Source organism: Streptococcus sp. DD11 (genome assembly GCF_001578865.1).
GTDB classification, from domain to species: Bacteria; Bacillota; Bacilli; order Lactobacillales; family Streptococcaceae; genus Streptococcus; species Streptococcus panodentis.
Genome location: NZ_KQ969392.1, coordinates 356,373 through 378,851, shown reverse-complemented (window position 1 = coordinate 378,851; position 22,479 = coordinate 356,373). Strand labels below are relative to the sequence as shown.

At 49.1% G+C, this 22,479-nt stretch carries 13 protein-coding genes, 1 tRNA gene and 1 pseudogene; 13 read left to right on the top strand and 2 right to left on the bottom strand.

Translation table 11 applies throughout. The annotated features are described in order from the left end of the window. The coding region (locus STRDD11_RS14085; protein ID WP_277592689.1) for an FtsK/SpoIIIE domain-containing protein at positions 1 to 2,152 on the top strand (2,152 nt) is incomplete at its 5' end. 523 nt (positions 2,153 to 2,675) lie between these two features. Next, complete coding sequence (gene esaA / locus STRDD11_RS01745) at positions 2,676 to 5,414, top strand: type VII secretion protein EsaA (protein ID WP_128834766.1); 2,739 nt, start codon at positions 2,676 to 2,678, stop codon at positions 5,412 to 5,414. 346 nt (positions 5,415 to 5,760) lie between these two features. Here the strand turns inward: esaA and STRDD11_RS01740 are convergent. Beyond that, positions 5,761 to 5,842: transfer RNA gene (locus STRDD11_RS01740), tRNA-Leu, on the bottom strand. A 378-nt stretch (positions 5,843 to 6,220) separates the two neighbouring features. On the opposite strand from STRDD11_RS01740, the pseudogene STRDD11_RS01730 reads away from it, so the two are divergent. Beyond that, positions 6,221 to 10,899, top strand: a pseudogene (locus STRDD11_RS01730) (Cna B-type domain-containing protein). Positions 10,900 to 11,211: 312 nt separating this feature from the next. Here the strand turns inward: STRDD11_RS01730 and STRDD11_RS01725 are convergent. Further along, positions 11,212 to 12,120, bottom strand: a complete 909-nt coding sequence (locus STRDD11_RS01725; protein WP_128834762.1) for a CPBP family intramembrane glutamic endopeptidase — start codon at positions 12,118 to 12,120, stop codon at positions 11,212 to 11,214. 580 nt (positions 12,121 to 12,700) lie between these two features. Between STRDD11_RS01725 and rsgA the strand changes: the two genes are divergently transcribed. From rsgA to fusA, 10 genes are all read left to right on the top strand, one after another. Then, the gene (gene rsgA, locus STRDD11_RS01720) at positions 12,701 to 13,579 is read left to right on the top strand and encodes a ribosome small subunit-dependent GTPase A (RefSeq protein WP_128834760.1); all 879 of its coding nucleotides are present in this window, start codon (positions 12,701 to 12,703) and stop codon (positions 13,577 to 13,579) included. Positions 13,580 to 13,589: 10 nt separating this feature from the next. Beyond that, positions 13,590 to 14,249, top strand: a complete 660-nt coding sequence (gene rpe / locus STRDD11_RS01715) for a ribulose-phosphate 3-epimerase (protein WP_128834758.1) — start codon at positions 13,590 to 13,592, stop codon at positions 14,247 to 14,249. Then, entirely contained in the window at positions 14,242 to 14,874 is a 633-nt protein-coding gene (locus STRDD11_RS01710) for a thiamine diphosphokinase (RefSeq protein ID WP_128834756.1), read from the top strand. The genes rpe and STRDD11_RS01710 overlap by 8 nt, the downstream gene beginning before the upstream one ends. Position 14,875: 1 nt before the next feature. After that, the gene (locus tag STRDD11_RS01705; RefSeq protein WP_128834754.1) at positions 14,876 to 16,132 is read left to right on the top strand and encodes a DNA recombination protein RmuC; all 1,257 of its coding nucleotides are present in this window, start codon (positions 14,876 to 14,878) and stop codon (positions 16,130 to 16,132) included. Next, the gene (locus STRDD11_RS01700; protein ID WP_128834752.1) at positions 16,122 to 17,066 is read left to right on the top strand and encodes a 3'-5' exoribonuclease YhaM family protein; all 945 of its coding nucleotides are present in this window, start codon (positions 16,122 to 16,124) and stop codon (positions 17,064 to 17,066) included. Before STRDD11_RS01705 ends, STRDD11_RS01700 begins: the two co-directional genes overlap by 11 nt. A gap of 93 nt (positions 17,067 to 17,159) precedes the next feature. Beyond that, on the top strand, positions 17,160 to 17,978 hold the full coding sequence (purR, locus tag STRDD11_RS01695; RefSeq protein ID WP_128834750.1) for a pur operon repressor: 819 nt from the start codon (positions 17,160 to 17,162) through the stop codon (positions 17,976 to 17,978). Positions 17,979 to 17,991: 13 nt separating this feature from the next. Beyond that, positions 17,992 to 18,486, top strand: a complete 495-nt coding sequence (locus STRDD11_RS01690) for a hypothetical protein (protein WP_128834748.1) — start codon at positions 17,992 to 17,994, stop codon at positions 18,484 to 18,486. Positions 18,487 to 19,027: 541 nt separating this feature from the next. Beyond that, positions 19,028 to 19,441 carry a 30S ribosomal protein S12 gene (gene rpsL, locus STRDD11_RS01680; protein WP_002893867.1) on the top strand — a complete coding sequence of 138 codons (414 nt, stop codon included), beginning with the start codon at positions 19,028 to 19,030 and terminating at the stop codon, positions 19,439 to 19,441. A 19-nt stretch (positions 19,442 to 19,460) separates the two neighbouring features. After that, positions 19,461 to 19,931: a 30S ribosomal protein S7 gene (rpsG, locus tag STRDD11_RS01675; protein ID WP_128834744.1), complete on the top strand. Its 471-nt coding sequence runs from the start codon at positions 19,461 to 19,463 to the stop codon at positions 19,929 to 19,931. A gap of 375 nt (positions 19,932 to 20,306) precedes the next feature. Beyond that, positions 20,307 to 22,388: an elongation factor G gene (gene fusA / locus STRDD11_RS01670; protein WP_128834742.1), complete on the top strand. Its 2,082-nt coding sequence runs from the start codon at positions 20,307 to 20,309 to the stop codon at positions 22,386 to 22,388. Positions 22,389 to 22,479: the final 91 nt, after the last annotated feature.

Sequence of the window (22,479 nt, the reverse complement as noted above, 5' to 3'; positions counted from 1 at the left end):
GGACGGGAAAGAAGGGACCTTTCCGACAGAACCCCTGCCCCACCTCTTCTTGATTTCCGATGAGTTTGCTGAGCTGAAGCAGAATGAGCCGGACTTTATGACGGAGCTGGTATCTACAGCCCGGATCGGCCGTTCTTTGGGGATTCACCTGATTCTCGCGACTCAGAAGCCCTCCGGCGTTGTCAATGACCAAATCTGGTCCAACTCCCGCTTCAAGCTGGCTCTGAAAGTAGCCGAAACAGCGGATTCAAATGAAATCATCAAGACCCCTGACGCAGCCAGCATTACCCAGCCCGGGCGCGCCTACCTGCAGGTTGGGAACAATGAAATCTACGAGCTTTTCCAATCCGCATGGAGCGGGGCCCCCTATGCACCGGCGGCTCAGAGCCGGCAGGAGGAAGCGGACAATCGGCTTTGGACCATCAATGAATTGGGCCAGTATGAGCTGGCAACGGTGGATCTGTCCTATCGGAATGAAGAAGAGACTGACGGCAGTTCTGATGAGACGGAGCTGGATGCCGTTGTGGACTACATTGCCCAGTATGCCCAGTCTGTCAAGCTGCGCATGCCGAGCAAGCCCTGGCTGCCGCCGCTGAAAGACAGCCTTGTCTCTCCGATTTTGACTGCCAAGTGGACGAAAGCAAAGCAGTACAAGGCTCCGTTTGCCTTGATGGATATTCCTTCAGAGCAGAGCCAGCGCGTGCTTGATTTTGACTTGGAGGAATTTAGCCATACTCTGATTTACGCTTCGCCCGGTTTTGGAAAGTCACAGGCCCTGCAGACCTTGGTCATGAACTTTGCCCGTCTCAACCAGCCGGATCAGCTTCATTTTAATCTGTTTGACTTTGGAACCAAGGGACTTTTCCCGCTGAAAGACCTGCCGCATGTAGCGGACATTGCTACTCTGGATGATGCGGAAAAGTTGCTGAAATTCCTCAAGCGCCTGCAGAAGCAGCTGCAGGAACGCCGGGACCTGCTGGCGGAGTATGGGGTCACCTCTATTGAGCAGTACGAGCAAAAGACCGGAGTGTCTCTGCCGCTGATTGTCAATATCATTGACTCCTATGATACGGTTCGCGACCATCCGCTGGAAGAGCAGATTGAGCCTTTCTTTCATCAGGTTCTGCGCGAGGGGGCCAGTCTGGGCATCTATCTAATCGCGACAGTCCTGCGCAATACCAGTATGAAACTAAATATGCGCAGCCATTTTGCCACCCAGCTGGTCCTGTATCTGGTGGACAAGGACAGCAAGAAAGAAGTGATTGGCTTTGATGCTTTGGCTGACCAGGTCATCCCCGGCCGCGGTCAGGTCCGCTTGGAAGAGCCGATTCGTTTTCAGGTCTATCTTGCTGCCGAAGGAGAGACTGACCTTGAGCGGCTTCAGCAGCTGGAAGCCAGTATTGAGCGGATCAGCCAGTCATGGCAGGGAGACAGGCCGCAGGCTATTCCTATGCTGGCCAGTGACATCAGCTTTGATGACTTTGAGCAGGATGCAGCAGTTGAAGAGGCGCGTCAGGTTCTGAGCATTCCGATTGGCTATGACAAAGAAAGTGTAGAAGTCCGCTCCCTTGAGCCGCTGGCCTATGACTTTGTCCTGCTGATGGATGACAGTCCTGCACAGACCTACAGCATGGAGCAGACCCTGCTGGCAGCTTTTCGCAGCTTTGCCGGTCGGGTCAGCCGTATAGCAGTGGATATTGACGGCCGCTTTGCCGGTATGGAAGAATGCTTTGACACCATCGTGGAAGAAGCCGATGTTGTCCAGTTCTTCGGAGAGCTGCTCAGTCTCATCCAATCCGCCAAGGTTCAGGAGAAGCCGATGTTTGTCTACCTTCCGGATGTGCACCTGACAGGCGATCGGATTGTCCTGACAGAAAAAGATCTGAATACCATTTTTACCAAAGCTTCTTCCGTGGGCATTCATTTGATTTACCACGGCTATCAAAACAGCATTGAAACGAAGTTTACTCCCTTTTTCAAACGCCTCCGCCAAAATGTGCCGATGGGAACTTTTGGGACTATCTTTAACGATCAGAAAGTAGTGCCGGGCCGCGGTCTCTTTAACGAACCGCTGGTCGAAATCAATGAGATTCAGTTTTTTGCCGGCCGCAGCGTTCACCGTTTGAAACTGCCTCAGGATAGGAGCTTTTAGCTTCCTCCTGAGCAGCTCGTTGCCTATCATTTTCTTGTTTCAAAATGATAGGTTGGGGATGAGGAAAACAGAGTTTTCCTCAATGTAGGAGCTTTTTGGAGTCTAAAAGACGAACAAAGTTGAGACTTGCTTCGCAAGTCCTATCCGCAACCTCAAAGCAGTGCTTTTGTTGCTTCCTCTCGGAAGCTCTATCTATAACCTCAAAACCTCCACTGGAGCTTTTGAGCAATCAGCTACCGCGCCAAAAGTTTTTTACCAAAACAAAGCGAGACTGAAAGACTTTTTATACGGTATCTTCCAAAAGATCCATCCCTCTGTGGGTGAGGGCGCAGCCATCATGGGAGTCTGTCTCAGCCTCACTATTAGAAGCAAACTAAAAGACTATAAATCCGCATGTCAGAGGTTTCAGATAAGGGGAAGGCAGTTTCCGGCTTTCTCTAAGTCCGGGAGACTGTTTCAGCTACGGATAAAAGATAGACTAAATGGCGGTACAAGTACAATTGGGAAAGGAAAGAGACAGAATATGGATAAAAAGAAAGAGCGGAAGCAGCGGATTTGGAAAGCTGGTCTCCTTCTGTGCTTGCTGGCGCTTGCAGGGATTTTACTGTATATGGTCCAGTCAGACAGTTTTTCCTTTGCCTTGGGCAGCAAGGAGAAACAGCACCTTCGGATTGGGATTGTCAACCAGGACGAGGGCGGACAGCTGAATGGCACCCGCTATCAACTAGGTGAAGAGTTTGCCAGACTTCTGACTGGAAAAAAGGACAAGGAAGCCTCCTGGAAGGTCATGTCAAGAGATCAGGCAGAAAGCCGCTATCAGGACGACTCTCTGGAAGCAGTCATCTATGTTCCCAAAGACTTTTCCCGCAGTGTCCTGCAGCTGAACAGCTTTAACCCGGAGAAGGCAAAGATTTCCTATAAGGTAAAGAAATCTGTCAAAAAAGAAGAGAGCTTGGAAATGTCCCAGCAGGTTGGGGAGTACGTCCATGCCTTAAATCAGGAGATGATCCGCCTCTACTTTACAAGTGTTATCAACAATCTCGATGATGCTAAAAATCAGATGAGAACCATTGTCGGCGATGAGACAGATATCTACAATGCCCTGTCAACCTTCATTTATCAGCCGGCCAGTCAGGGCATTCAATCGCTGGATTCCCTGGCTTCGCTGGCCGACAGTATGAAGACCAGCCAGCAGGCTTTTGAGCAGTCAACAGCCAGTTTTAAGGATTCAACGGCTGGGCTGCTGAGACAGAATGCCGGCACTCTGTTTGACCAGTCGGGCTCCATTTTGCAGGAGGAGCAAAACCTGTCGCGCATCATCCAGCACAATGCGCAGACGGCCAATGATGCCCTTAAGAAGCAGTATGCTAAGGACAAAGATGCCTATCTCAGTCTCTTCAATAACTTTTCTGCTTCTTTATATCTTTTCGGCCATCCCCAGAAAGAGGATGATAAAAATGAGACCAAGTCCCAGCTGCAGCTGCTGTCTCAGAGCGTGGCCGATTATAATGAAAAAATCAAGCATTATCAGAAGCGGCTGGAAGAGACCCAAAAAGAGCTGGAGGCAATCAGCAGTTCAGTTGCAGCTTCGCGGGAGCAAGTGGGTCAGAATTATTTTAACGGCCAGCAGATTGATACTTCTTCTCTCGGAGAGGATGAGGGAGCGATTTTAAAAGCTGTTGATGAAGGGGTGGATCTGGGCAGTGCTCGGCAGGCTTTGGCCCAGCAGGTTATCCATACGCTGTCAAATACGGATCAGCTGCCTGCTGACTACACCAGCCAAATCAACCGCACTCTGGCTTCTATCAGTGTCGACGCTGGGGATTATGCAGCTTTGTTTAGCAAGCTGCAGGCCATGGGAGCACTGACAGACCAGCAAGTCAGTGACTATACTGCAAAACTGCATTTATTGGCTCAGTATGCCAGTGTGAAAGGAGTGACGACAGGGTCTCTGCCTGCTTATTCGGTCTTAAGTGCTGAAAATGACAAACTGCCAGCTGCGGAATCCAAAACCATTACCCTGGAACATGTCTATCCTGAGATGACATCAGAAGGAGAAGGCGGCGGCCATTACACTGCCACTCCGATTCGGGTGGCCAATGTGAGCAGCCAAGGTGCAGAAAATGCGGCTGTCAGTCCGAGCACAGACAGTATTTCAGAGCCGTCCACAGTTCAGTTTCAGCTTCAGTTCAGCCCGGTGTATGGGGTCAATACCATTGACTTTGAGATTGTGATTGGCAGGGAGAAAATCCCGCAGCAGTACACGTTCTTTTATGACGGCAGCAAGGAAAGTAATGCCTTGATTAAGGCGGATCTGCCTGCTATTTTTGCCCAGCTGTCTCGCATTGATACAGCCGCCACTAGCGTAAAAAATCTTTACGGCAGCCCGGATGCTTCCTATGATGTCAATGTTGCTGATCCATCCAGTGATTCCGTCGCTAGGATGTACGGCAATCTATTGCCGGCCTCCGTCGCCGATAAGCTGCACCAAGAGGATGTAGAGCAATACCGGCAGACCGGTATTGAGCTTTATGTGAAGCTCAGCAAAGAGGTCAATCAGCTTCGAAAAACCGCGGCCAGTCTGCCGCAGCTGCAGGAGAAAGATTTGCCGGCAAATTATTTTGCCAAAAATCTGACCGACCTGACCGACTGGTACCAAAAAGCTTCGGAGGAACTGAATAATCAGTATCAGCAGTGGAAAGACAAAGAGCCTGAACTTCTGGAAGTATCTCCTGACGATTCCGCTGATCAGTTGGACGGACATCGCCTCTATACAACAGCCGGTACCAGCAACCGGCTCTACCAAATCATAACCGGTCTGGCAAGCAATACCCAAACCGTCTCGGATACAGTCACCGGCAATGGAAATGCTGTCGGTTCGATGGATACCCAGTTTAGCAATCTGTCAGACCAAGCCAAGCGGGTCCAGGGGGATGTCAGCAAGGTCCATCAGGAGACTGCATCACTTATCAAAGATCAAGCCAAAAATATTGAAGATACGAATACCTTCAATCATCGTTTCCAGGGAGTCCTGGCCAATGCCCGCTCAAACGGCACTGACAACCAAGCGGTCTTGGACTTCCTGTCCAATCCGATTCAAGCTGAAAAAACAAAGCAGTCCAGCTTTTTCTCCACTGCCCCAATCTGGGTCTATCTGCTGCTGATCCTGCTACTGACCAATACCGCGACAGCTATCGCTGTCAGACTGTCCGGTCGGAAAAAGCAAGAACTGCCAGAGGCCGATGAGGACTGCTTTGAGTAAGAAGCAGCATGTATGGGATGGCGCAGTCATTTAGTTTATCTTTTATTACTTTGTTAGCTAGCCTTGCTTTAACAACCCGGGGGAGTCTGTCCCACCGCCATCAGCCCTATTTTTAAGACTTCCTCACGGCCTTTTATCCGTAACCTCAAAGCAGTGCTTTGAGCGGCTCGCTGCCCTATCGTCCTGTCCGTTAAGTGATAGGCTGAAACTGTCCCCCGGACAGTTTCACTGCTAAAAGCAAACTAAAAGACTATAGCAGTGAATGACTGTAGCTCCCTAGCATTTTCTTGAGTACAAACATAAAAAAGCTCCGCCATTTCTGACGGGGCTTTTTCTTTCTATTTTATGCGGAGGAAGGGATTTGAACCCTCACACCCGATGGGCACATGCGCCTGAAGCATGCGTGTCTGCCGTTCCACCACCTCCGCTTGAGATTCTATTATACCCTATTTTTTTGAAAATGCCAATAGGGAATTCAAATATTTTTTCACAAAGTGAAAAGAAAGTTGCAGGAAGGCCGGTTTATGCAGGTCTAGACAAGGGAATGAAAGGCTGCCTCAGCCTCTTTGAGAGGCTAAAAGACGAATGAAAATGAGAGGAGTTTGCTTGGCCAGTCTGATTCGTCACTTTCAGAGTCTGCCTCACTCGCTATCGAGTGTAAGTTTTCCCGGTTTGAGTATCCGGTGCCTGAAAAAGCGGAAAAAGAAAATTTCCTGAAAAATAATTCTATTGCCTTGCTATTGGGCAGAGCTTTTGTTATACTGGAAATAGTTATTTATTTAGGTTTAAAATAAAGGGAGTTACTGATGAAGTTGAAAAAATGGCTGATGATTTGTTTGCTGCCGCTTTTATTTGTCTTGGGAGCCGGTTATGCGCTGGCCGATGAAGGGGCTTTATTAAAAAACGCCATCACAGAGATTAAAATCTGGGACCATACAAACGGCCGGGAGGCGACCAAGGCCAATGGTGCCTATACTTTGACTCAGGGGGGCAATTACCGCTATGAGCTGACTTTTGACCTCAGTGCTTATGATGGAAAGTTAAAGGATGGAGACCGTTTTGTTTTTACAGTGCCCAATGGTGCCACCATTGCCAACGGAACGGCCTTTACCCTGACTGACAGTGAAACCAAGGTGGAACTGGGAGCTGCAAAAATGACTTCCAATGGTTCTGGCAAGGGCGGTATCATCACCGTTACGATTCAAAATTTGGAAGACTATAAGTCCAAAACAACTGCCAGCGGGGTCAAGGGGAGCTTCTTCTTTGATTTCCAGGCGACGACAGTAGGAGCCAATCAGGACTGGACTTATAATTCCGATGAAACAAATGGAACTATTACTCATAAGGTAACTATCAATGAGCGCCGGCAGAGCAGCTTTTCAACGGCCGGTGAAAACTACGCTAAGGTTGGAGGTGTTATCGCTAAAAACCTTATAACTCTGCTATTCTGGGCAAGAGCGGTGACTATTCGCATAATTGGACGGTGCGGGTCAACACTCAGCAAAAGACCTATAACTCCCCGATTGTCATCAAGGACACAATCCCAGACAGCAGTGCGCCGATGCAGTTTGTACCGGAGCAGCTGGTCCTGAGGCAGGGAGCATATAAGACCAGCCTGTCCAGTATTTCCGATGCTGTCATTTTGAAAAAAGATCAGGACTATACTGTCACCTATAATGACACCTATACAGAGTTCACGCTGACCATCAATCATCCAGGTAATCATGCCTTTATGCTGACTTATATGACGACTTCGCCGGCGGATGGCTCGCTTGTAGCCAATACAGCTCAGATGGAAGTTAATAACGAAACACTGCCGTTTAGAGACGATCGGCCTAGTCAGAAGAGTTCGACAGTAGAGCGCAGCAGCCGGATTACCGAGGGCGGCGTCATTACTGCTGATATCAGCAACAGTCTGGTCCTCTACAAGCAGGATGCCAAGACTGGCCAGATGCTGGAGGGGGCTGTCTTTAAAGTAAGGACTCCGAGCGGTCAGGAGATTACTCTGTCGCCGACAGACGCCAACGGCCGGACTGCTACGGAAGCTTTCACTGCTGAAGAAATCAAGAAAGGCTCGTTCACTGTTGAAGAAGTGACGGCTCCGGAAGGCTATATCCGGGACAGCAATCCAATCGCGGTTACCATCAAGCCGGAAGGAGCTGTCAGGACGGTTAAAAATACGATGGATTCTGCTGCCAGCAAGAAGCTGGACATCAAAAAAATCTGGGATGATGCCGGCAATCAAGACGGCAAACGCCCGGCTTCGATTGCTGTGGACATTTACGCAGATGGTCAAAAGCTGGCTGATAAGACTGTCACCGTGACGGGAGACAGCACTGCTGCTGAATGGACAGCTCAGACGGCGGATCTGCCGATATTTGATGCCAATGGCAAGAAAATCACTTATACGATTGGCGAAGAGCAGGCCGCCGGTTACGAAGCGCCAGTGCTGGATCAGGAAAAGTACACGGTCACCAACAGCCGGACATCTGAAAAACTGACCATTAAAGCCAGCAAAACTTGGGACGATGCCAACAATCAGGACGGCAAACGTCCAAATCAAGTCACAGTGAAACTCTATAAAGAAGTCGGCGGTCAGAAGTCAGAAGCTGCCAGTCGGACTCTGACGGCAGCTGATCAATGGGCGACAGCCTTCACTGACTTGGACAAGTATGAAAAAGGCCAAGAAATCGTTTATTCTCTGGAAGAAGAAACCGTTGAGCATTATCAATCTCAGGTAACAGGCAATGCTGCGGACGGTTTTGTGGTGACCAATAGCTACAAGCCAGAAACAGTCAAAATTTCTGGGCAGAAAATCTGGGATGATGCGGACAATCAGGACGGCAAGCGCCCTGACAAGGTGACGATTAAGATCTTGAAAGGTTCCGATATTGTCGATGTGCAGGAAGTGACAGCGGCACAGGACTGGAAGTACGAGTCCAATGCCCTGCCTAAGTATGCCGCTGGTCAAGAAATCACCTACACAGTCAGCGAAGAGGCTGTAGCCGGCTATACCAGCAAGGTAGACGGCACAAACATCACCAATTCTTACACGCCAGAGACGGTCAAGATTTCCGGTCAGAAGAAGTGGGATGACGCGGATAACCAAGACGGCAAGCGCCCGGCTTCTGTTAAGGTTAAAATCCTGAATGGTGATACGGTTGTTGATGAGCAGGTTGTGACAGCTGCCAACGAATGGAAGTATGAGTCTAAGTCTCTGCCTAAGTACGCCGCCGGTCAAGAGATTGCTTATACCGTAAGTGAGGAATCCGTTCCGGGCTACACCAGCAAGGTGGACGGCAGCAACATCACCAACACCTATACGCCAGAGACGACGACTGTTTCGGGAAGCAAGACTTGGGATGACAATGACAACCAAGACGGCAAGCGCCCAGCTTCCATTACCGTCAATCTGCTGGCTGATGGTCAGAAAGTCCACAGTCAGACAGTCAGTGAGGCAGAAGGCTGGTCTTACAGCTTTGCCAATCTGCCGTCTTACAAAGAAGGCAGCCGCATCACCTATACGGTGACAGAGGAAGTGGTACCCGGCTATTCAACGACTCTCAACGGCTATAACCTGACGAACTCCTATACACCAGAAAAGACGGAAATTACAGTCAGCAAGACTTGGAATGACAGCGACAATCAAGACGGCAAACGTCCGACTAAGATCAACATCAAGCTGATGAAGACAGTTGGCGGTGTCAAGACAGAAGCGGCCAGCAAGGAAGTGACAGCTGCGGATCAGTGGCAAGCCAAATTTGAAAATCTGCCTGTCTATGAAAATGGTCAGAAGATTGATTATTCTATCGAAGAAGACGACGTCGCTGGCTATACCAAGGAAATCAAAGATTTCACCGTCACCAACTCCTACACACCAGAGATGGTGAAGATTTCCGGCCAAAAGGTCTGGGATGATGCAGATGACCAAGACGGCAAGCGTCCAGCTTCTGTTAAGATCAAGGTGAAAAACGGTGCTGAGGTTGTGGATGAGATCGAAGTAACAGCCGCTGCTGACTGGAAGTTCACCTCCAAAGCACTTCCTAAGTATGCTGCCGGTCAAGAGATTGCCTACACCGTTACAGAAGAAGCGGTTGCGGAATATCAGACCAAGATTGACAACTTCACCATTACCAACTCCTACACACCTCAGACGACAGAATATGCAGTCACCAAGGTCTGGGACGATGCCAATAATCAAGACGGCAAGCGTCCGGCATCCATTACTGTACAGCTGTATCGCTCGGTCAATGGCCAGGCTCCAGTTGCTGTAGCAGGGACGACGCTGACCTTGACAGCTGCCAATCAGACTGATGACAATACTTGGAAAGCAAGCTTTACCAACCTGCCACAGTTTGATAAGGGACAGCAGATCACTTACTCTGTCCAAGAGGACGATGTGACAGCTGCCGCGCTGAAAGAAAAAGGCTACAGTCCAAAAGTAGAAGGGCAAACCATCACCAACTCTCATACACCAGAGCAGGTAAAGGTTTCCGGTCAGAAAGTCTGGAACGATGGAGATGATCAAGATGGCAAGCGTCCGACCTCTGTCAAAGTAAAAGTGATGGACGGTACCACTGTTGCAGACGAGTTGGAAGTGACAGCGGCTGCGGACTGGAAGTTTGAGTCCAAGGATTTGCCGAAGTACAGAAACGGTCAGGAAATTGCCTACACTCTCGCAGAAGAGGCCGTGGCACAGTACGAGACCAAGATTGACAGATTTACTGTAACCAATACCTATACTCCGGAAACGATCAAAATCTCTGGTCAAAAGGTCTGGGATGATGCCAATAATCAAGACGGCAAGCGTCCGACCTCTATCAAGGTCAAGATTTTGGATGGCGATACGGTTGTGGACGAGTTGGAAGTAACAGCGGCTGCGGACTGGAAGTTTGAGTCTAAGGATTTGCCTAAGAATAAAAAAGGCAAGAAGATCAACTACACCGTTCAGGAAGAAGTGACGGTTGCTGGCTACAGCAGCAGTCAGCAGCAGGGAGCAGACGGCACTTACACCTTGACCAATAGTTATCAGCCAGCGCTTGTTTCTGTAAAAGGAACGGCTGTATGGTCAGATGCTGACAATCAAGACAAGGTCCGTCCTTCACAGATTACGGTCCGTCTCTTGGCAGACGGCCAGCCGATCAAAGAATTGATCGTGTCAGAAGCCAATGGCTGGCAGTATGATTTTGCGGATCTTCCTAAGTACAAGGACGGTAAGGAAATTGTTTACAGCATTGCAGCGGACCCGATTGCTGGCTATGAACTGGCTGTCAATGGCACTCAGCTGACCCTGAGCCATGTTCCGTCCAAGAACCCTGGAGGCACTGCGAAGAAAAACATTCAGAAAGCAGAGGCAAGTCAGGGAGCAGCTGGCAAGCGTGCTCTTCCGAAGACAGGAGAAAAGCTTTCCTATCTGATCTCTCTTTTGGGCCTTCTTATCTTTGGTTTGGCCGGCGGACTCACAGCTAAAGCTAAGAGAAACTAACCATGGTTTCCGCCTGAGCGAAAACTAAAACGAGGAACTATACGAGCCTAATAAAAAGCAGTCATTTATGAGCAATGGCTGCTTTTTTATACTCAAAGAAAAATGAAGTTAACAAAGGAATCAGCAGTTGCCTTCAGCGTTTTTACCAGAACAGGGCGAGACGGAAACGCTTTTGCCTCAGCTTCCTTATCCTAAGCTCTCTGCATCGCCGAATATTTGGACTCGGGCTTGTCGGAGCAAGCCGGGCTAAAAGACTATAAAAGGCAAACTGAATGACGATAACGATGTGCAGAGTTAACAATAGAAAGGAGATTAGGCCGCTGCGTCTAAACTTTCGTCCTCCTCTCTGCTTTTGAGGATAAAGATAGCCCAAAGCAGAGCCAGACTGAGAATCAGGAGTCCCGGAAGGCCGCCCTCAGGTCCAAATTTGCCGCCGGTAATCAGGGTGTTATCGGAGGTAGAGAAGTACATGAGTGAGGATTCACTGTCAAAGCCGCTGACGTGAAAGCCGTAAAGGTTTCCCTGCAGGAAGTTCCAGGCAAAGTGGAAACCGCAGGGACCCCAGAGGCTGCCGCGTTTGAGAGCATAGACGGCTGCGAAGAGACCGAAGATAACCAAGTGAATAGTGGACAGGACGGAGGCCCCATTGTTGTCCAAGTGGTAGTAGGAAAACATAGCCGATGAAATCAGCAGGGCCACGAAAAGATTGGTCTTGTTGGAGATAACTGGGAGCAGCCAGCCCCGGATGTAAATTTCTTCGGCAGAGGTCTGAATGATATAGCCGATGAGTACCAAAAGCCAGGAAATCAAGAAAGGACCGCTGAACTGGATGCGATCCAGTTTTGCAGCTCCCAATAGGAGAAAAATAAGCAACACACTGCTAATCATGACCGCGCCAACCAGCACCCCTTTGGCAAATTCTGACAGACTGCTCTTCTTAGGAAAGCCCATAGATTGGATAGGCCGTCTTTCCACAAATTTAACCCAGATAAAGAAAACCAGAATGGTGTAGCTGAAAGAGAAGAGATCCAGAATGTTCCACCAATCCGGAATTCCCAGATTAAAGCCCAGAAAGAAATGAGTTGAGGCAGTTCTGACAGGACCCATCAGCTTCAGAATCAGGTGCAGGATAAAAGGTGCCAGAAACCAAGGTGTCAAAAATTTTCCCTGCCGTACACCGGCCACGAGAGGGTTGTTTTTAGAGAAAAACTTAGTGTTCATAAGCCGCCTCCTTATATGGATGATATGCTAGATTCACATCCTTTTCTCAAGTGATGGCGGATGTCAGCGACTTCCTTTGGAGTTTCATGACCAGCTATTGAGTCCGGAGGCCAGCAGCTCCGCTCTGCTTAGCATTTCATCGCTGAGACAAGGCAGGAATCTTTTTGGTGCAGATATAGAATGGTTTTTGAAAAATTTTAGACTTTAGAATGGAAATAGCATCCGCAGTTTTGTATCCGCTTTCATTATAAAACTTTTAAGGTATAATATCAATAGTATATGCGCGAAATCTCCGAAAACGTTTAAGGAGCCCTGTACGGAAACGAATGATGGTTTTCTCTTTTGCATTCATCGGGCAGTGAAGGGGGCTTGATTGCCTATGACGAACTGACTCAAGACGATGTTTCTTAACAAGTATGTTGTTTTCTGGACAGGCTCTGCTCCGCTGTTTGCTGTCAGTTGACAGAAAAACTGTCCTCTATGGATAAATCTCTCATCATAGCGGGAATATCCATGATACAAGCAAGCTAAATCTGATATTTTTTGTTATAATGAGTGTATTAACTTTTAAGGAGCAATCTTGCAAGGAACAATCATCAAGGCCTTGGCCGGCTTCTACTATGTGGAGTCAGACGGCCGGGTCTACCAGACCAGAGCCCGCGGGAATTTTCGTAAAAAAGGCCAGACCCCTTATGTAGGGGACCGAGTCGAATTTTCAGCAGACAAAGATTCAGAAGGCTATATCTTAAAAATAGCTGAGCGGAAAAACAGCTTGGTGCGGCCGCCGATTGTCAATATTGATCAGGCCGTTGTCATGATGAGTGCCAGAGAACCGGACTTCAATGCCAATCTTCTGGACCGCTTTTTAGTGCTGTTGGAGCACAAGCAGATCCACCCCATCATCTATCTCAGCAAGCTGGATTTGCTGGATAATCCCGGAGAGCTGGATCGCTATGTGCAGGTTTATCAGCAAATCGGCTATACCGTTGTGACAAGCATAGCGGACCTCCTGCCCCTCTTGACCGGCAAGATAACGGTTTTCATGGGGCAGACAGGGGTCGGCAAGTCCACTCTGCTCAATAAGATGGCACCTGACTTACAGCTGGAAACCGGAGAGATTTCTGAGAGTCTGGGCCGGGGGCGGCATACGACGCGGGCGGTCAGTTTTTACAGTCTCAACGGCGGCAAAATCGCGGATACACCGGGCTTTTCCTCGCTGGATTATGAGGTGGATACTGCTGAAGCCCTCAATCAGGTCTTTCCGGACATTGCTGAGATCAGCCAGAACTGCAAGTTCCGAACCTGCACCCACACGCATGAGCCGGCCTGCGCGGTCAAGCAGGCCCTTGGCGCTGGACAGATAGCAGCTTTCCGCTTTGATCATTACCTGCAGTTTCTCAGTGAGATTGAAAACCGCCGGGAGACCTACAAGAAGGTTGCCAAAAAGAACCCAAAATAAAGGAGAAAACATGAAATCATATAAAATCGCCCCTTCCATCCTCAGTGCAGACTATGCTAACTTTGAAGCAGAGCTGAAAAAGTTAGAAGCGACCGGTGCGGAGTATGCCCATATTGATATCATGGACGGTCATTTTGTGCCCAACATCAGCTTTGGTGCCGGTGTGGTAGCCAGCCTGCGTCCCCACAGCAAGCTGGTCTTTGACTGCCATCTCATGGTGTCCAATCCTGAGCACCATATCGAAGAATTCGCCCGGGCCGGAGCCGATATTATCAGCATTCATGCTGAAGCGACACCGCATATCCACGGAGCCCTGCAGAAGATCCGGGCGGCCGGTGTCAAGGCCAGCGTGGTTCTCAACCCCGGTACCCCAGTGGAGGCTGTGAAAAATGTTCTCAATCTGGTTGATCAGGTGCTGGTCATGACGGTCAATCCCGGATTCGGAGGTCAGGCTTTCCTGCCTGAAACCATGGACAAAATCCGGGAGCTGGCGGTGCTGCGCGAGGTCAATCAGCTGGACTTTGATATTGAAGTAGACGGCGGTATTGATAATAAGACCATCGGCATTGCCAAGGAAGCCGGAGCCAATGTTTTTGTGGCTGGCAGCTATGTTTTCAAGGGGGACGTCAGCCATCAGGTCCAGACCCTGAGGGATGCCCTGCATGACTAGGATAGCTCTTTTTGCCGGCGGACGTCTGGATGACTTCAGTCTGGATTTTGATGTACTGGTCGGTGTGGACCGCGGCAGTCTTTTCCTTATGGAGCAAGGGGTCTGTCCTGATTTGGCGGTAGGAGATTTTGATTCGGTTTCTGAGCAGGAATTGCTAAGAATCAAGGCGGCGGCCAAGGAGGTCATTCAGGCTCAACCTGAAAAAAATGATACGGACTTGGAATTGGCTGTGCTGGCATGTTTTGAGCGGTATCCAGATGCCAGCCTGACCATTTTCGGTGCCTTTGGAGGCCGTCTGGACCACGCGCTGGCCAATGTTTTTCTGCCCAGCAATGAAAAGATAGCTCCCTACATGCAGCAGCTGTCTCTCTTGGATGCGCAGAATCGGCTGACCTATGTTCCCCAGGGCAGGCATGAAATCAAACCGACCGCCGGCATGCGCTATCTGGCCTTTCTGCCGGCAGAGGATACGGTCCTCACCATTGAAGGAGCCAAATATCCGCTCAATGAACAGAACTTTTTTTTCAAAAAAGTCTATGCTTCTAACGAATTTATAGATGAACCCCTTTTTTTGGAGGTGGCTTCCGGCTATGCAGTCGTTATTTACAGTAGAGACAGGAGCTGATATGGAAATTATCATCATTTTCCTCCTTTTGGCCAATCTTGCCCTGACCTTCTTCCTCTGGCAGAAGAGCGGTCAGCAGAGGGAGGAGCTAAAGCAGGTCTTGGACAGTCAGGCAGACAATCTGTCCGATCAGCTGGACTACCGTTTTGGGGAGGAAAGGCAGAGAAATCAGACAGTTCAAAAAGAACTGGAGCTGGCGCTGGGCGACCGTTTGACCGAGATGCGGACCGATCTGCATCACAATCTGACGGATCTCCGCTCGGACATCAGCGAGCATTTGACTAAAAATCGGGATAAAACCGATGAGCGTATGCGGCAGATTCAGGAGTCCAATGAACGGCGGCTGGAACAGATGCGGCAGACGGTGGAGGAGAAGCTGGAGAAGACCCTGCAGACCCGGCTGCAGACCTCTTTTGAGACAGTGTCCAGACAGCTGGAATCTGTCAACCGCGGCCTGGGGGAAATGCAGAGCGTGGCGCGTGATGTCGGGACCCTCAACAAAGTGCTTTCCAACACCAAAACCCGCGGTATTCTTGGCGAGCTGCAGCTGGGTCAGATTATCGAGGATATTATGACCCCCAGCCAGTATGAGCGGGAATTTGTGACAGCAGCGGGCTCCAGCGATCGTGTGGAATATGCTATTAAGCTGCCGGGGCAGGTCGATCAGGACTATGTCTACCTGCCGATTGACTCTAAGTTTCCGCTGGCTGACTACTACCGTTTGGAGGATGCCTACGAGTCGGGCAGCAAGGAAGAGATTGATGCCTGCCGCAAGGCCCTTTTGGCCAGTGTCAAGCGTTTTGCCAAGGATATTAAGTCCAAATATCTGGCTCCGCCGGCTACGACTAATTTTGGTATTATGTTTCTGCCGACAGAAGGACTTTATTCCGAAGTGGTCCGCAATCCGGCATTTTTTGACAGCCTGCGGCGGGAGGAGCAGATTGTGGTGGCAGGGCCATCTACCCTGTCCGCCTTGCTCAATTCGCTGTCAGTCGGCTTCAAAACGCTCAATATCCAAAAAAGTGCGGATGATATCAGCAAGGTCTTGGGTTCTGTCAAGACTGAGTTTGGCAAATTCGGCAGCATCCTGGCCAAGGCCCAGAAGCATCTGCAGCATGCTTCCGGCAATATTGACGAACTGCTGACCCGCAGGACCGGCGCGATTGAACGAACCCTCCGCCATATTGAGCTGTCTGATGAGGACCTCAATCTAAACCTACTTGATTTTTCAGAAGAAAGGGATGACGATGAAAATTAATCAAATGAAAAAAGATGAATTGTTTGAAGGATTTTACCTGATTAAGTCAGCAGAAGTCCGTCAGACAAGGGCCGGAAAAAACTATCTGGCCTTCACTTTCCAAGACGATACAGGGGTTATTGAGGGGAAACTCTGGGATGCTCAGCCGCACAATGTGGAGGAATTCACAGCTGGGAAGGTCGTGCACATGCAGGGGCGCAGAGAAGTTTATAATAACACGCCTCAGGTCAACCAGCTGACCCTGCGCCTGCCCAAGGCCGGCGAGCCCAATGATCCGGCTGATTTTAAGGAAAAACCGCCGGTGGACCAAAAGGAAATCCGGGATTACTTATCACAGATGATTTTCAAAATTGAAAATCCCATCTGGCAGCGTCTGGTCCGGGCGCTTTACGGCAAGTACGACAAGGAGTTTTATTCCTATCCGGCTGCCAAGACCAACCACCATGCCTTTGAGTCGGGTCTGGCCTTTCATACAGCCACCATGGTCAAGTTGGCCGATGCTATCGGCGATATTTACCCTCAGCTCAATAAAAGTCTGCTTTTTGCCGGCATCATGCTGCATGATTTGGCCAAGGTCATTGAGCTCAGCGGTCCGGAAAATACAGAATATACCGTTCGCGGCAATCTGATTGGCCATATCGCCCTCATTGATGAAGAGCTGACCAAGGCTCTGACTGAGCTGAAGATAGACGACAGCAAAGAGGAAGTGATTGTGCTTCGGCATGTTCTGCTCAGCCACCATGGACTTTTGGAATACGGCAGCCCTGTCCGGCCTAAAATCATGGAGGCTGAAATCCTGCACATGATTGACAACCTGGACGCAGAAATGATGATGATGACCGCTGCCTTGGCTCTCGTAGAACCAGGGCAGATGAGTAATAAAATTTTTGCTTTGGAGGGCCGTTCCTTTTACAAGCCAAAATTTGAACAGTAAAATACGAAAAATGAGCATTGTTTATCAAATAATGTTCGTTTTTTTGATTCCAATATGGTATAATGGTAGAAAATAAATTAAATTGGTGAAGAAATGAAATTAAGAAGAAGTGAGCGCATGGTGGTTATTTCAAATTATTTGCTTAACCACCCTTATAAATTGACGAGTTTAAATACTTTCGCAGAAAAATATGAGTCTGCCAAATCCTCTATTTCAGAGGATATTGTCATCATCAAACGCGCTTTTGAAGAAATCGAAATCGGAACGATTGAAACGATTACAGGTGCCGGCGGCGGTGTTATCTTTACGCCGTCCATCTCAGACAGGGAAGCCAAGTCCATCGTTCAGAATCTCTGCAGTCAGCTGTCTGAAAGCGGCCGCATCCTGCCCGGAGGCTATATCTATCTGTCTGATTTGCTCAGTACGCCTTCCATTCTGAACAATATCGGACGGATTATCGCAAAAGCTTTCAGAAATCAGGAGATTGATGCGGTTATGACGGTGGCCACAAAAGGAGTACCGCTGGCTAATGCCGTGGCCAATGTGCTCAATGTGCCTTTTGTTATTGTGCGCCGTGACCTGAAGATTACGGAAGGCTCAACGGTCAGTGTCAACTACGTTTCTGGATCCAGCGGCGACCGAATTGAGAAAATGTTCCTCTCCAAGCGCAGTCTTAAAGCGGGCAGCCGTGTCCTGATTGTGGATGATTTCCTCAAAGGAGGCGGTACGGTCAATGGGATGATCAGCCTCTTATCAGAGTTTGATTCGGAGCTTGCCGGCGTAGCTGTCTTTGCTGACAACGCCCAGACCAACCGCGACCATTTAGATTATAAGTCCCTGCTGAAAGTGACCAACATTGATGTCAAGGCAAATACCATTGATGTGGAAGTGGGCAATATTTTTGATAAATAAGCAGGTCAGTTCCATGAAAGAAATGTTAAACCGATTTGACCGCAGTCCGCTCTGGCTGCGGCTGGGTATTCTCTCTGCCCTGTTAGCAGTATTGGTTGCAGGCATGGTTGTGGTCCGCCGGCAGTCGCAGACAGAAAGGAGCACCGTCCGTTCGGCTGATACAGCCAGCTCGGCTAAGTCAGCGGCTTCCAGCAGCAGTCAGTCCGCTTCTGCCCAGCAGCGGGAAGTGGAAGAGGAGGAGCGTGCAGTTCTGGCAGCTGAGTCTGCAGTTCAGCAGCTGGAAGCAGTGCAGTCTGAAGAGCAGCTGACTCTGGCTCAGGAAGCTGTTGAGCAGGTCAGAGACGGAGTGAGCAGGGCCAAGTTACAGGCTCGTGTTCAGGCGGTGCAGCAGCGTTTGCTGGAACAGCAAGGGTCCGCAGCTGATTTGCAGATTAGCGAGCAGGAACCTGCCGAGACAGAGAATGCCTGGCCTCAAAGCGAGCAAGACTCGGCCGCGGTATCTCCGTAAGTCTTTTCATGCTCTTCGCGCCTCGCAACCAGCTGCCCTTGGTTTCAACTTGCTCCAACAGTCCGGGGGACTGTTGGAGGTTGGAGATAGCACAAACGCAGTTTGTGTCAAAACAGTCCGGGAGACTGTTGGAGGCGGTGGATAAGGAGTCTGCCCCAGCATCATCAGCCCTGATTCAGTACAGCGGCCTCTTTCGATTGGAAGATCATCCGCAAACTCATGCTCAATAAAAACCAAAGCGCAGATGAGGAAGCCAGCCGCAGACACTCCCAGCCGGATACTGATTTTCACTGCTGTTCACAATAAAAAATATGAGGCTAGGACAAAAATCAGCAAGACGGAGTCTTCGATTTTTGCCCCACTCTCAAAAAATCTATTGACTTTAAGGTGCCGCCGTGTTACAATGATAGACGGTACTTTTTACTTTTGGTCTCTCAAAAGTGTACAGAGACGTGCTGACAAATGTTGCAAAAGTACACGCAGATGGCAGCTGTCACCAAGTGTGCCATCACCAAAATTAAAAAAATACAGGAGAATGTAGATGCCTACAATTAACCAATTGGTTCGCAAGCCACGCAAATCAAAAGTAGAAAAATCTAAATCACCAGCTTTGAATGTTGGTTACAACAGCCACAAAAAAGTTCAAACAAACGTATCTTCACCGCAAAAACGCGGAGTTGCGACTCGTGTCGGAACCATGACGCCTAAGAAACCAAACTCAGCCCTTCGTAAGTTTGCCCGTGTACGTCTGAGCAACCTGATCGAAGTTACAGCATACATCCCAGGTATCGGACACAACCTGCAAGAGCACAGCGTGGTGCTTCTTCGCGGCGGACGTGTAAAAGACCTGCCAGGGGTACGTTACCATATCGTCCGCGGTGCGCTTGATACAGCAGGTGTGACCGACCGTAAGCAAGGCCGTTCTAAATACGGTACCAAGAAACCAAAAGCATAAGGAAAGGGGAGATAGATAAATGAGTCGTAAAAACCGTGCGCCAAAGCGCGAAGTATTGCCAGATCCGCTTTACAATTCAAAATTAGTTACTCGTCTGATCAACCGCGTTATGCTTGATGGTAAGCGTGGTACAGCATCTTCTATCGTATACGGAGCCTTTGATCAAATCAAAGAAGCTACTGGCAACGATGCACTGGAAGTATTCGAAACAGCCATGGAAAACATCATGCCTGTTTTGGAAGTGCGTGCCCGCCGTGTCGGTGGTTCAAACTACCAGGTCCCAGTTGAAGTTCGTCCAGAGCGTCGTACAACCCTTGGACTCCGTTGGTTGGTAACCATTGCCCGTCAGCGTGGTGAACACACAATGGTTGACCGTCTTGCCAAAGAAATCTTGGATGCATCTAACAACACCGGTGCAGCTGTCAAGAAACGTGAAGACACCCACCGTATGGCAGAAGCCAACCGTGCCTTCGCACACTTCCGTTGGTAAGAATAAGATGCAAAGAGTTAGCATGCTAGTGAAAAATAGGGAATTGACGCTGTGCGCAGACGCACAAGGAAATTCATCTTTTTTCACGGCAAGCATGCAACTCGTGCTCGATTATAGGATGCAAAAGCATTAAAAAAGTCCAAGAGAAAATAGGAAATCGAAGCAGCTTGCGATTGTAAGCAATGAGATTTATCTTTTTCTCCAGACTTTTAGCTTGAGCTCAATCAGCTCTTAGCGATCATTCAACTCATCACATGACTAGTTGAAACCAACACATAACATGAAAACATTGACAACGGGTAGGTCCTGCCTATCCGTTTTTTCTAAATAATGTTATAATAAATTGTAAAATAAATTAATAGGAGAATTAACCTCATGGCTCGCGAATTTTCACTTGAAAAAACTCGTAACATCGGTATCATGGCTCACGTCGATGCTGGTAAAACAACAACCACTGAACGTATCCTTTACTATACCGGTAAGATCCATAAAATCGGTGAAACCCACGAAGGTGCTTCACAGATGGACTGGATGGAACAAGAACAAGAGCGTGGTATCACCATCACATCTGCGGCAACAACAGCCCAATGGAAAGACTACCGCGTCAATATCATCGACACCCCAGGACACGTGGACTTCACTATCGAAGTACAGCGTTCCCTCCGTGTCCTTGACGGTGCGGTAACCGTTCTGGACTCTCAGTCAGGTGTTGAACCTCAGACTGAAACCGTTTGGCGCCAAGCGACGGAATACGGTGTTCCCCGGATTGTCTTTGCCAACAAGATGGATAAAATCGGTGCAGACTTCCTTTACTCAGTAAGCACGCTGCATGACCGTCTGCAGGCCAATGCTCATCCAATCCAACTGCCAATCGGTGCCGAAGATGACTTTACTGGTATCATTGACCTGGTAAAAATGAAAGCTGAAATCTATACCAATGACCTTGGTACAGATATTCAGGAAACAGACATTCCAGCTGACTACTTGGAGCAGGCTCAGGAATGGCGTGAAAAATTGGTGGAAGCTGTTGCTGAAACGGATGAAGAATTGATGATGAAGTACCTGGAAGGTGAAGAAATCACTGAAGAGGAACTGAAAGCCGGTATCCGCCGTGCAACCATCAATGTTGAGTTCTTCCCAGTTCTGGCCGGTTCTGCCTTCAAGAATAAAGGGGTTCAGCTCATGCTGGATGCAGTTATCGACTACCTGCCAAGCCCGCTGGATATCCCAGCTATCAAGGGTGTGAATCCAGATACGGATGAAGAAGAAACTCGCCCTGCGTCTGATGAGGAGCCATTTGCAGCGCTTGCCTTCAAGATTATGACAGACCCATTCGTTGGCCGTCTGACCTTCTTCCGCGTTTACTCAGGGGTTCTCAACAGCGGTTCCTATGTATTGAACACTTCTAAGGGCAAACGTGAGCGTATCGGACGGATTCTGCAAATGCACGCCAATAGCCGGAATGAAATTGATACTGTCTATTCAGGAGATATTGCTGCTGCCGTAGGTCTGAAAGATACGACAACCGGTGACTCCCTGACGGACGAAAAAGCGAAAATCATCCTTGAGTCAATCAACGTTCCAGAACCCGTTATCCAGCTCATGGTTGAGCCTAAGTCTAAGGCAGACCAAGACAAGATGGGGATTGCCCTGCAAAAACTGGCTGAAGAAGATCCTACCTTCCGCGTTGAAACCAACGTTGAAACAGGTGAAACAGTTATCTCTGGTATGGGTGAGCTTCACTTGGATGTCCTAGTTGACCGTATGCGCCGTGAGTTCAAGGTGGAAGCAAATGTAGGTGCGCCTCAGGTATCTTACCGTGAAACCTTCCGTGCTCAAACATCAGCTCGCGGATTCTTCAAGCGCCAGTCTGGTGGTAAAGGTCAGTTCGGTGATGTTTGGATTGAATTCACTCCAAATGAAGAAGGAAAAGGCTTCGAGTTTGAAAATGCCATCGTCGGTGGTGTGGTTCCGCGTGAATTTATCCCTGCCGTTGAAAAAGGTTTGATTGAGTCAATGGCCAACGGTGTCCTTGCCGGCTACCCAATCGTTGACGTCAAAGCGAAGCTGTATGACGGTTCTTACCACGATGTTGACTCATCTGAAACAGCCTTCAAGGTTGCGGCTTCACTCGCTCTGAAAGAAGCTGCGAAAACTGCACAGCCAGCTATCCTTGAGCCAATGATGCTGGTAACTATCACTGTTCCGGAAGAAAATCTGGGTGACGTTATGGGCCACGTAACAGCTCGCCGCGGACGCGTAGACGGTATGGAAGCACACGGCAACAGCCAAATCGTTCGTGCCTATGTACCGCTTGCTGAAATGTTCGGTTATGCGACGGTTCTGCGTTCTGCTTCACAAGGACGCGGTACCTTCATGATGGTCTTTGACCACTACGAAGATGTACCGAAGTCAGTACAGGAAGAAATCATCAAGAAAAACAAGGGTGAAGCATAAGAATTTGCCCAAGCAAAAAACGCTCGAAATTCGGGCGTTTTTGTTTTTGACAGAAGGGCGGCAGACCACGCAAACCATCGTTTCCGATGTA

Excerpts from the sequence above, each read along its gene's own strand:
- esaA (WP_128834766.1), top strand. The coding sequence starts at position 2,676 with ATGGATAAAAAGAAAGAGCGGAAGCAGCGGATTTGGAAAGCTGGTCTC.
- STRDD11_RS01725 (WP_128834762.1), bottom strand. The coding sequence starts at position 12,120 with ATGAACACTAAGTTTTTCTCTAAAAACAACCCTCTCGTGGCCGGTGTA.
- rpe (WP_128834758.1), top strand. The coding sequence starts at position 13,590 with ATGAAATCATATAAAATCGCCCCTTCCATCCTCAGTGCAGACTATGCT.
- STRDD11_RS01710 (WP_128834756.1), top strand. The coding sequence starts at position 14,242 with ATGACTAGGATAGCTCTTTTTGCCGGCGGACGTCTGGATGACTTCAGT.
- STRDD11_RS01705 (WP_128834754.1), top strand. The coding sequence starts at position 14,876 with ATGGAAATTATCATCATTTTCCTCCTTTTGGCCAATCTTGCCCTGACC.
- STRDD11_RS01700 (WP_128834752.1), top strand. The coding sequence starts at position 16,122 with ATGAAAATTAATCAAATGAAAAAAGATGAATTGTTTGAAGGATTTTAC.
- purR (WP_128834750.1), top strand. The coding sequence starts at position 17,160 with ATGAAATTAAGAAGAAGTGAGCGCATGGTGGTTATTTCAAATTATTTG.
- STRDD11_RS01690 (WP_128834748.1), top strand. The coding sequence starts at position 17,992 with ATGAAAGAAATGTTAAACCGATTTGACCGCAGTCCGCTCTGGCTGCGG.
- rpsL (WP_002893867.1), top strand. The coding sequence starts at position 19,028 with ATGCCTACAATTAACCAATTGGTTCGCAAGCCACGCAAATCAAAAGTA.
- rpsG (WP_128834744.1), top strand. The coding sequence starts at position 19,461 with ATGAGTCGTAAAAACCGTGCGCCAAAGCGCGAAGTATTGCCAGATCCG.
- fusA (WP_128834742.1), top strand. The coding sequence starts at position 20,307 with ATGGCTCGCGAATTTTCACTTGAAAAAACTCGTAACATCGGTATCATG.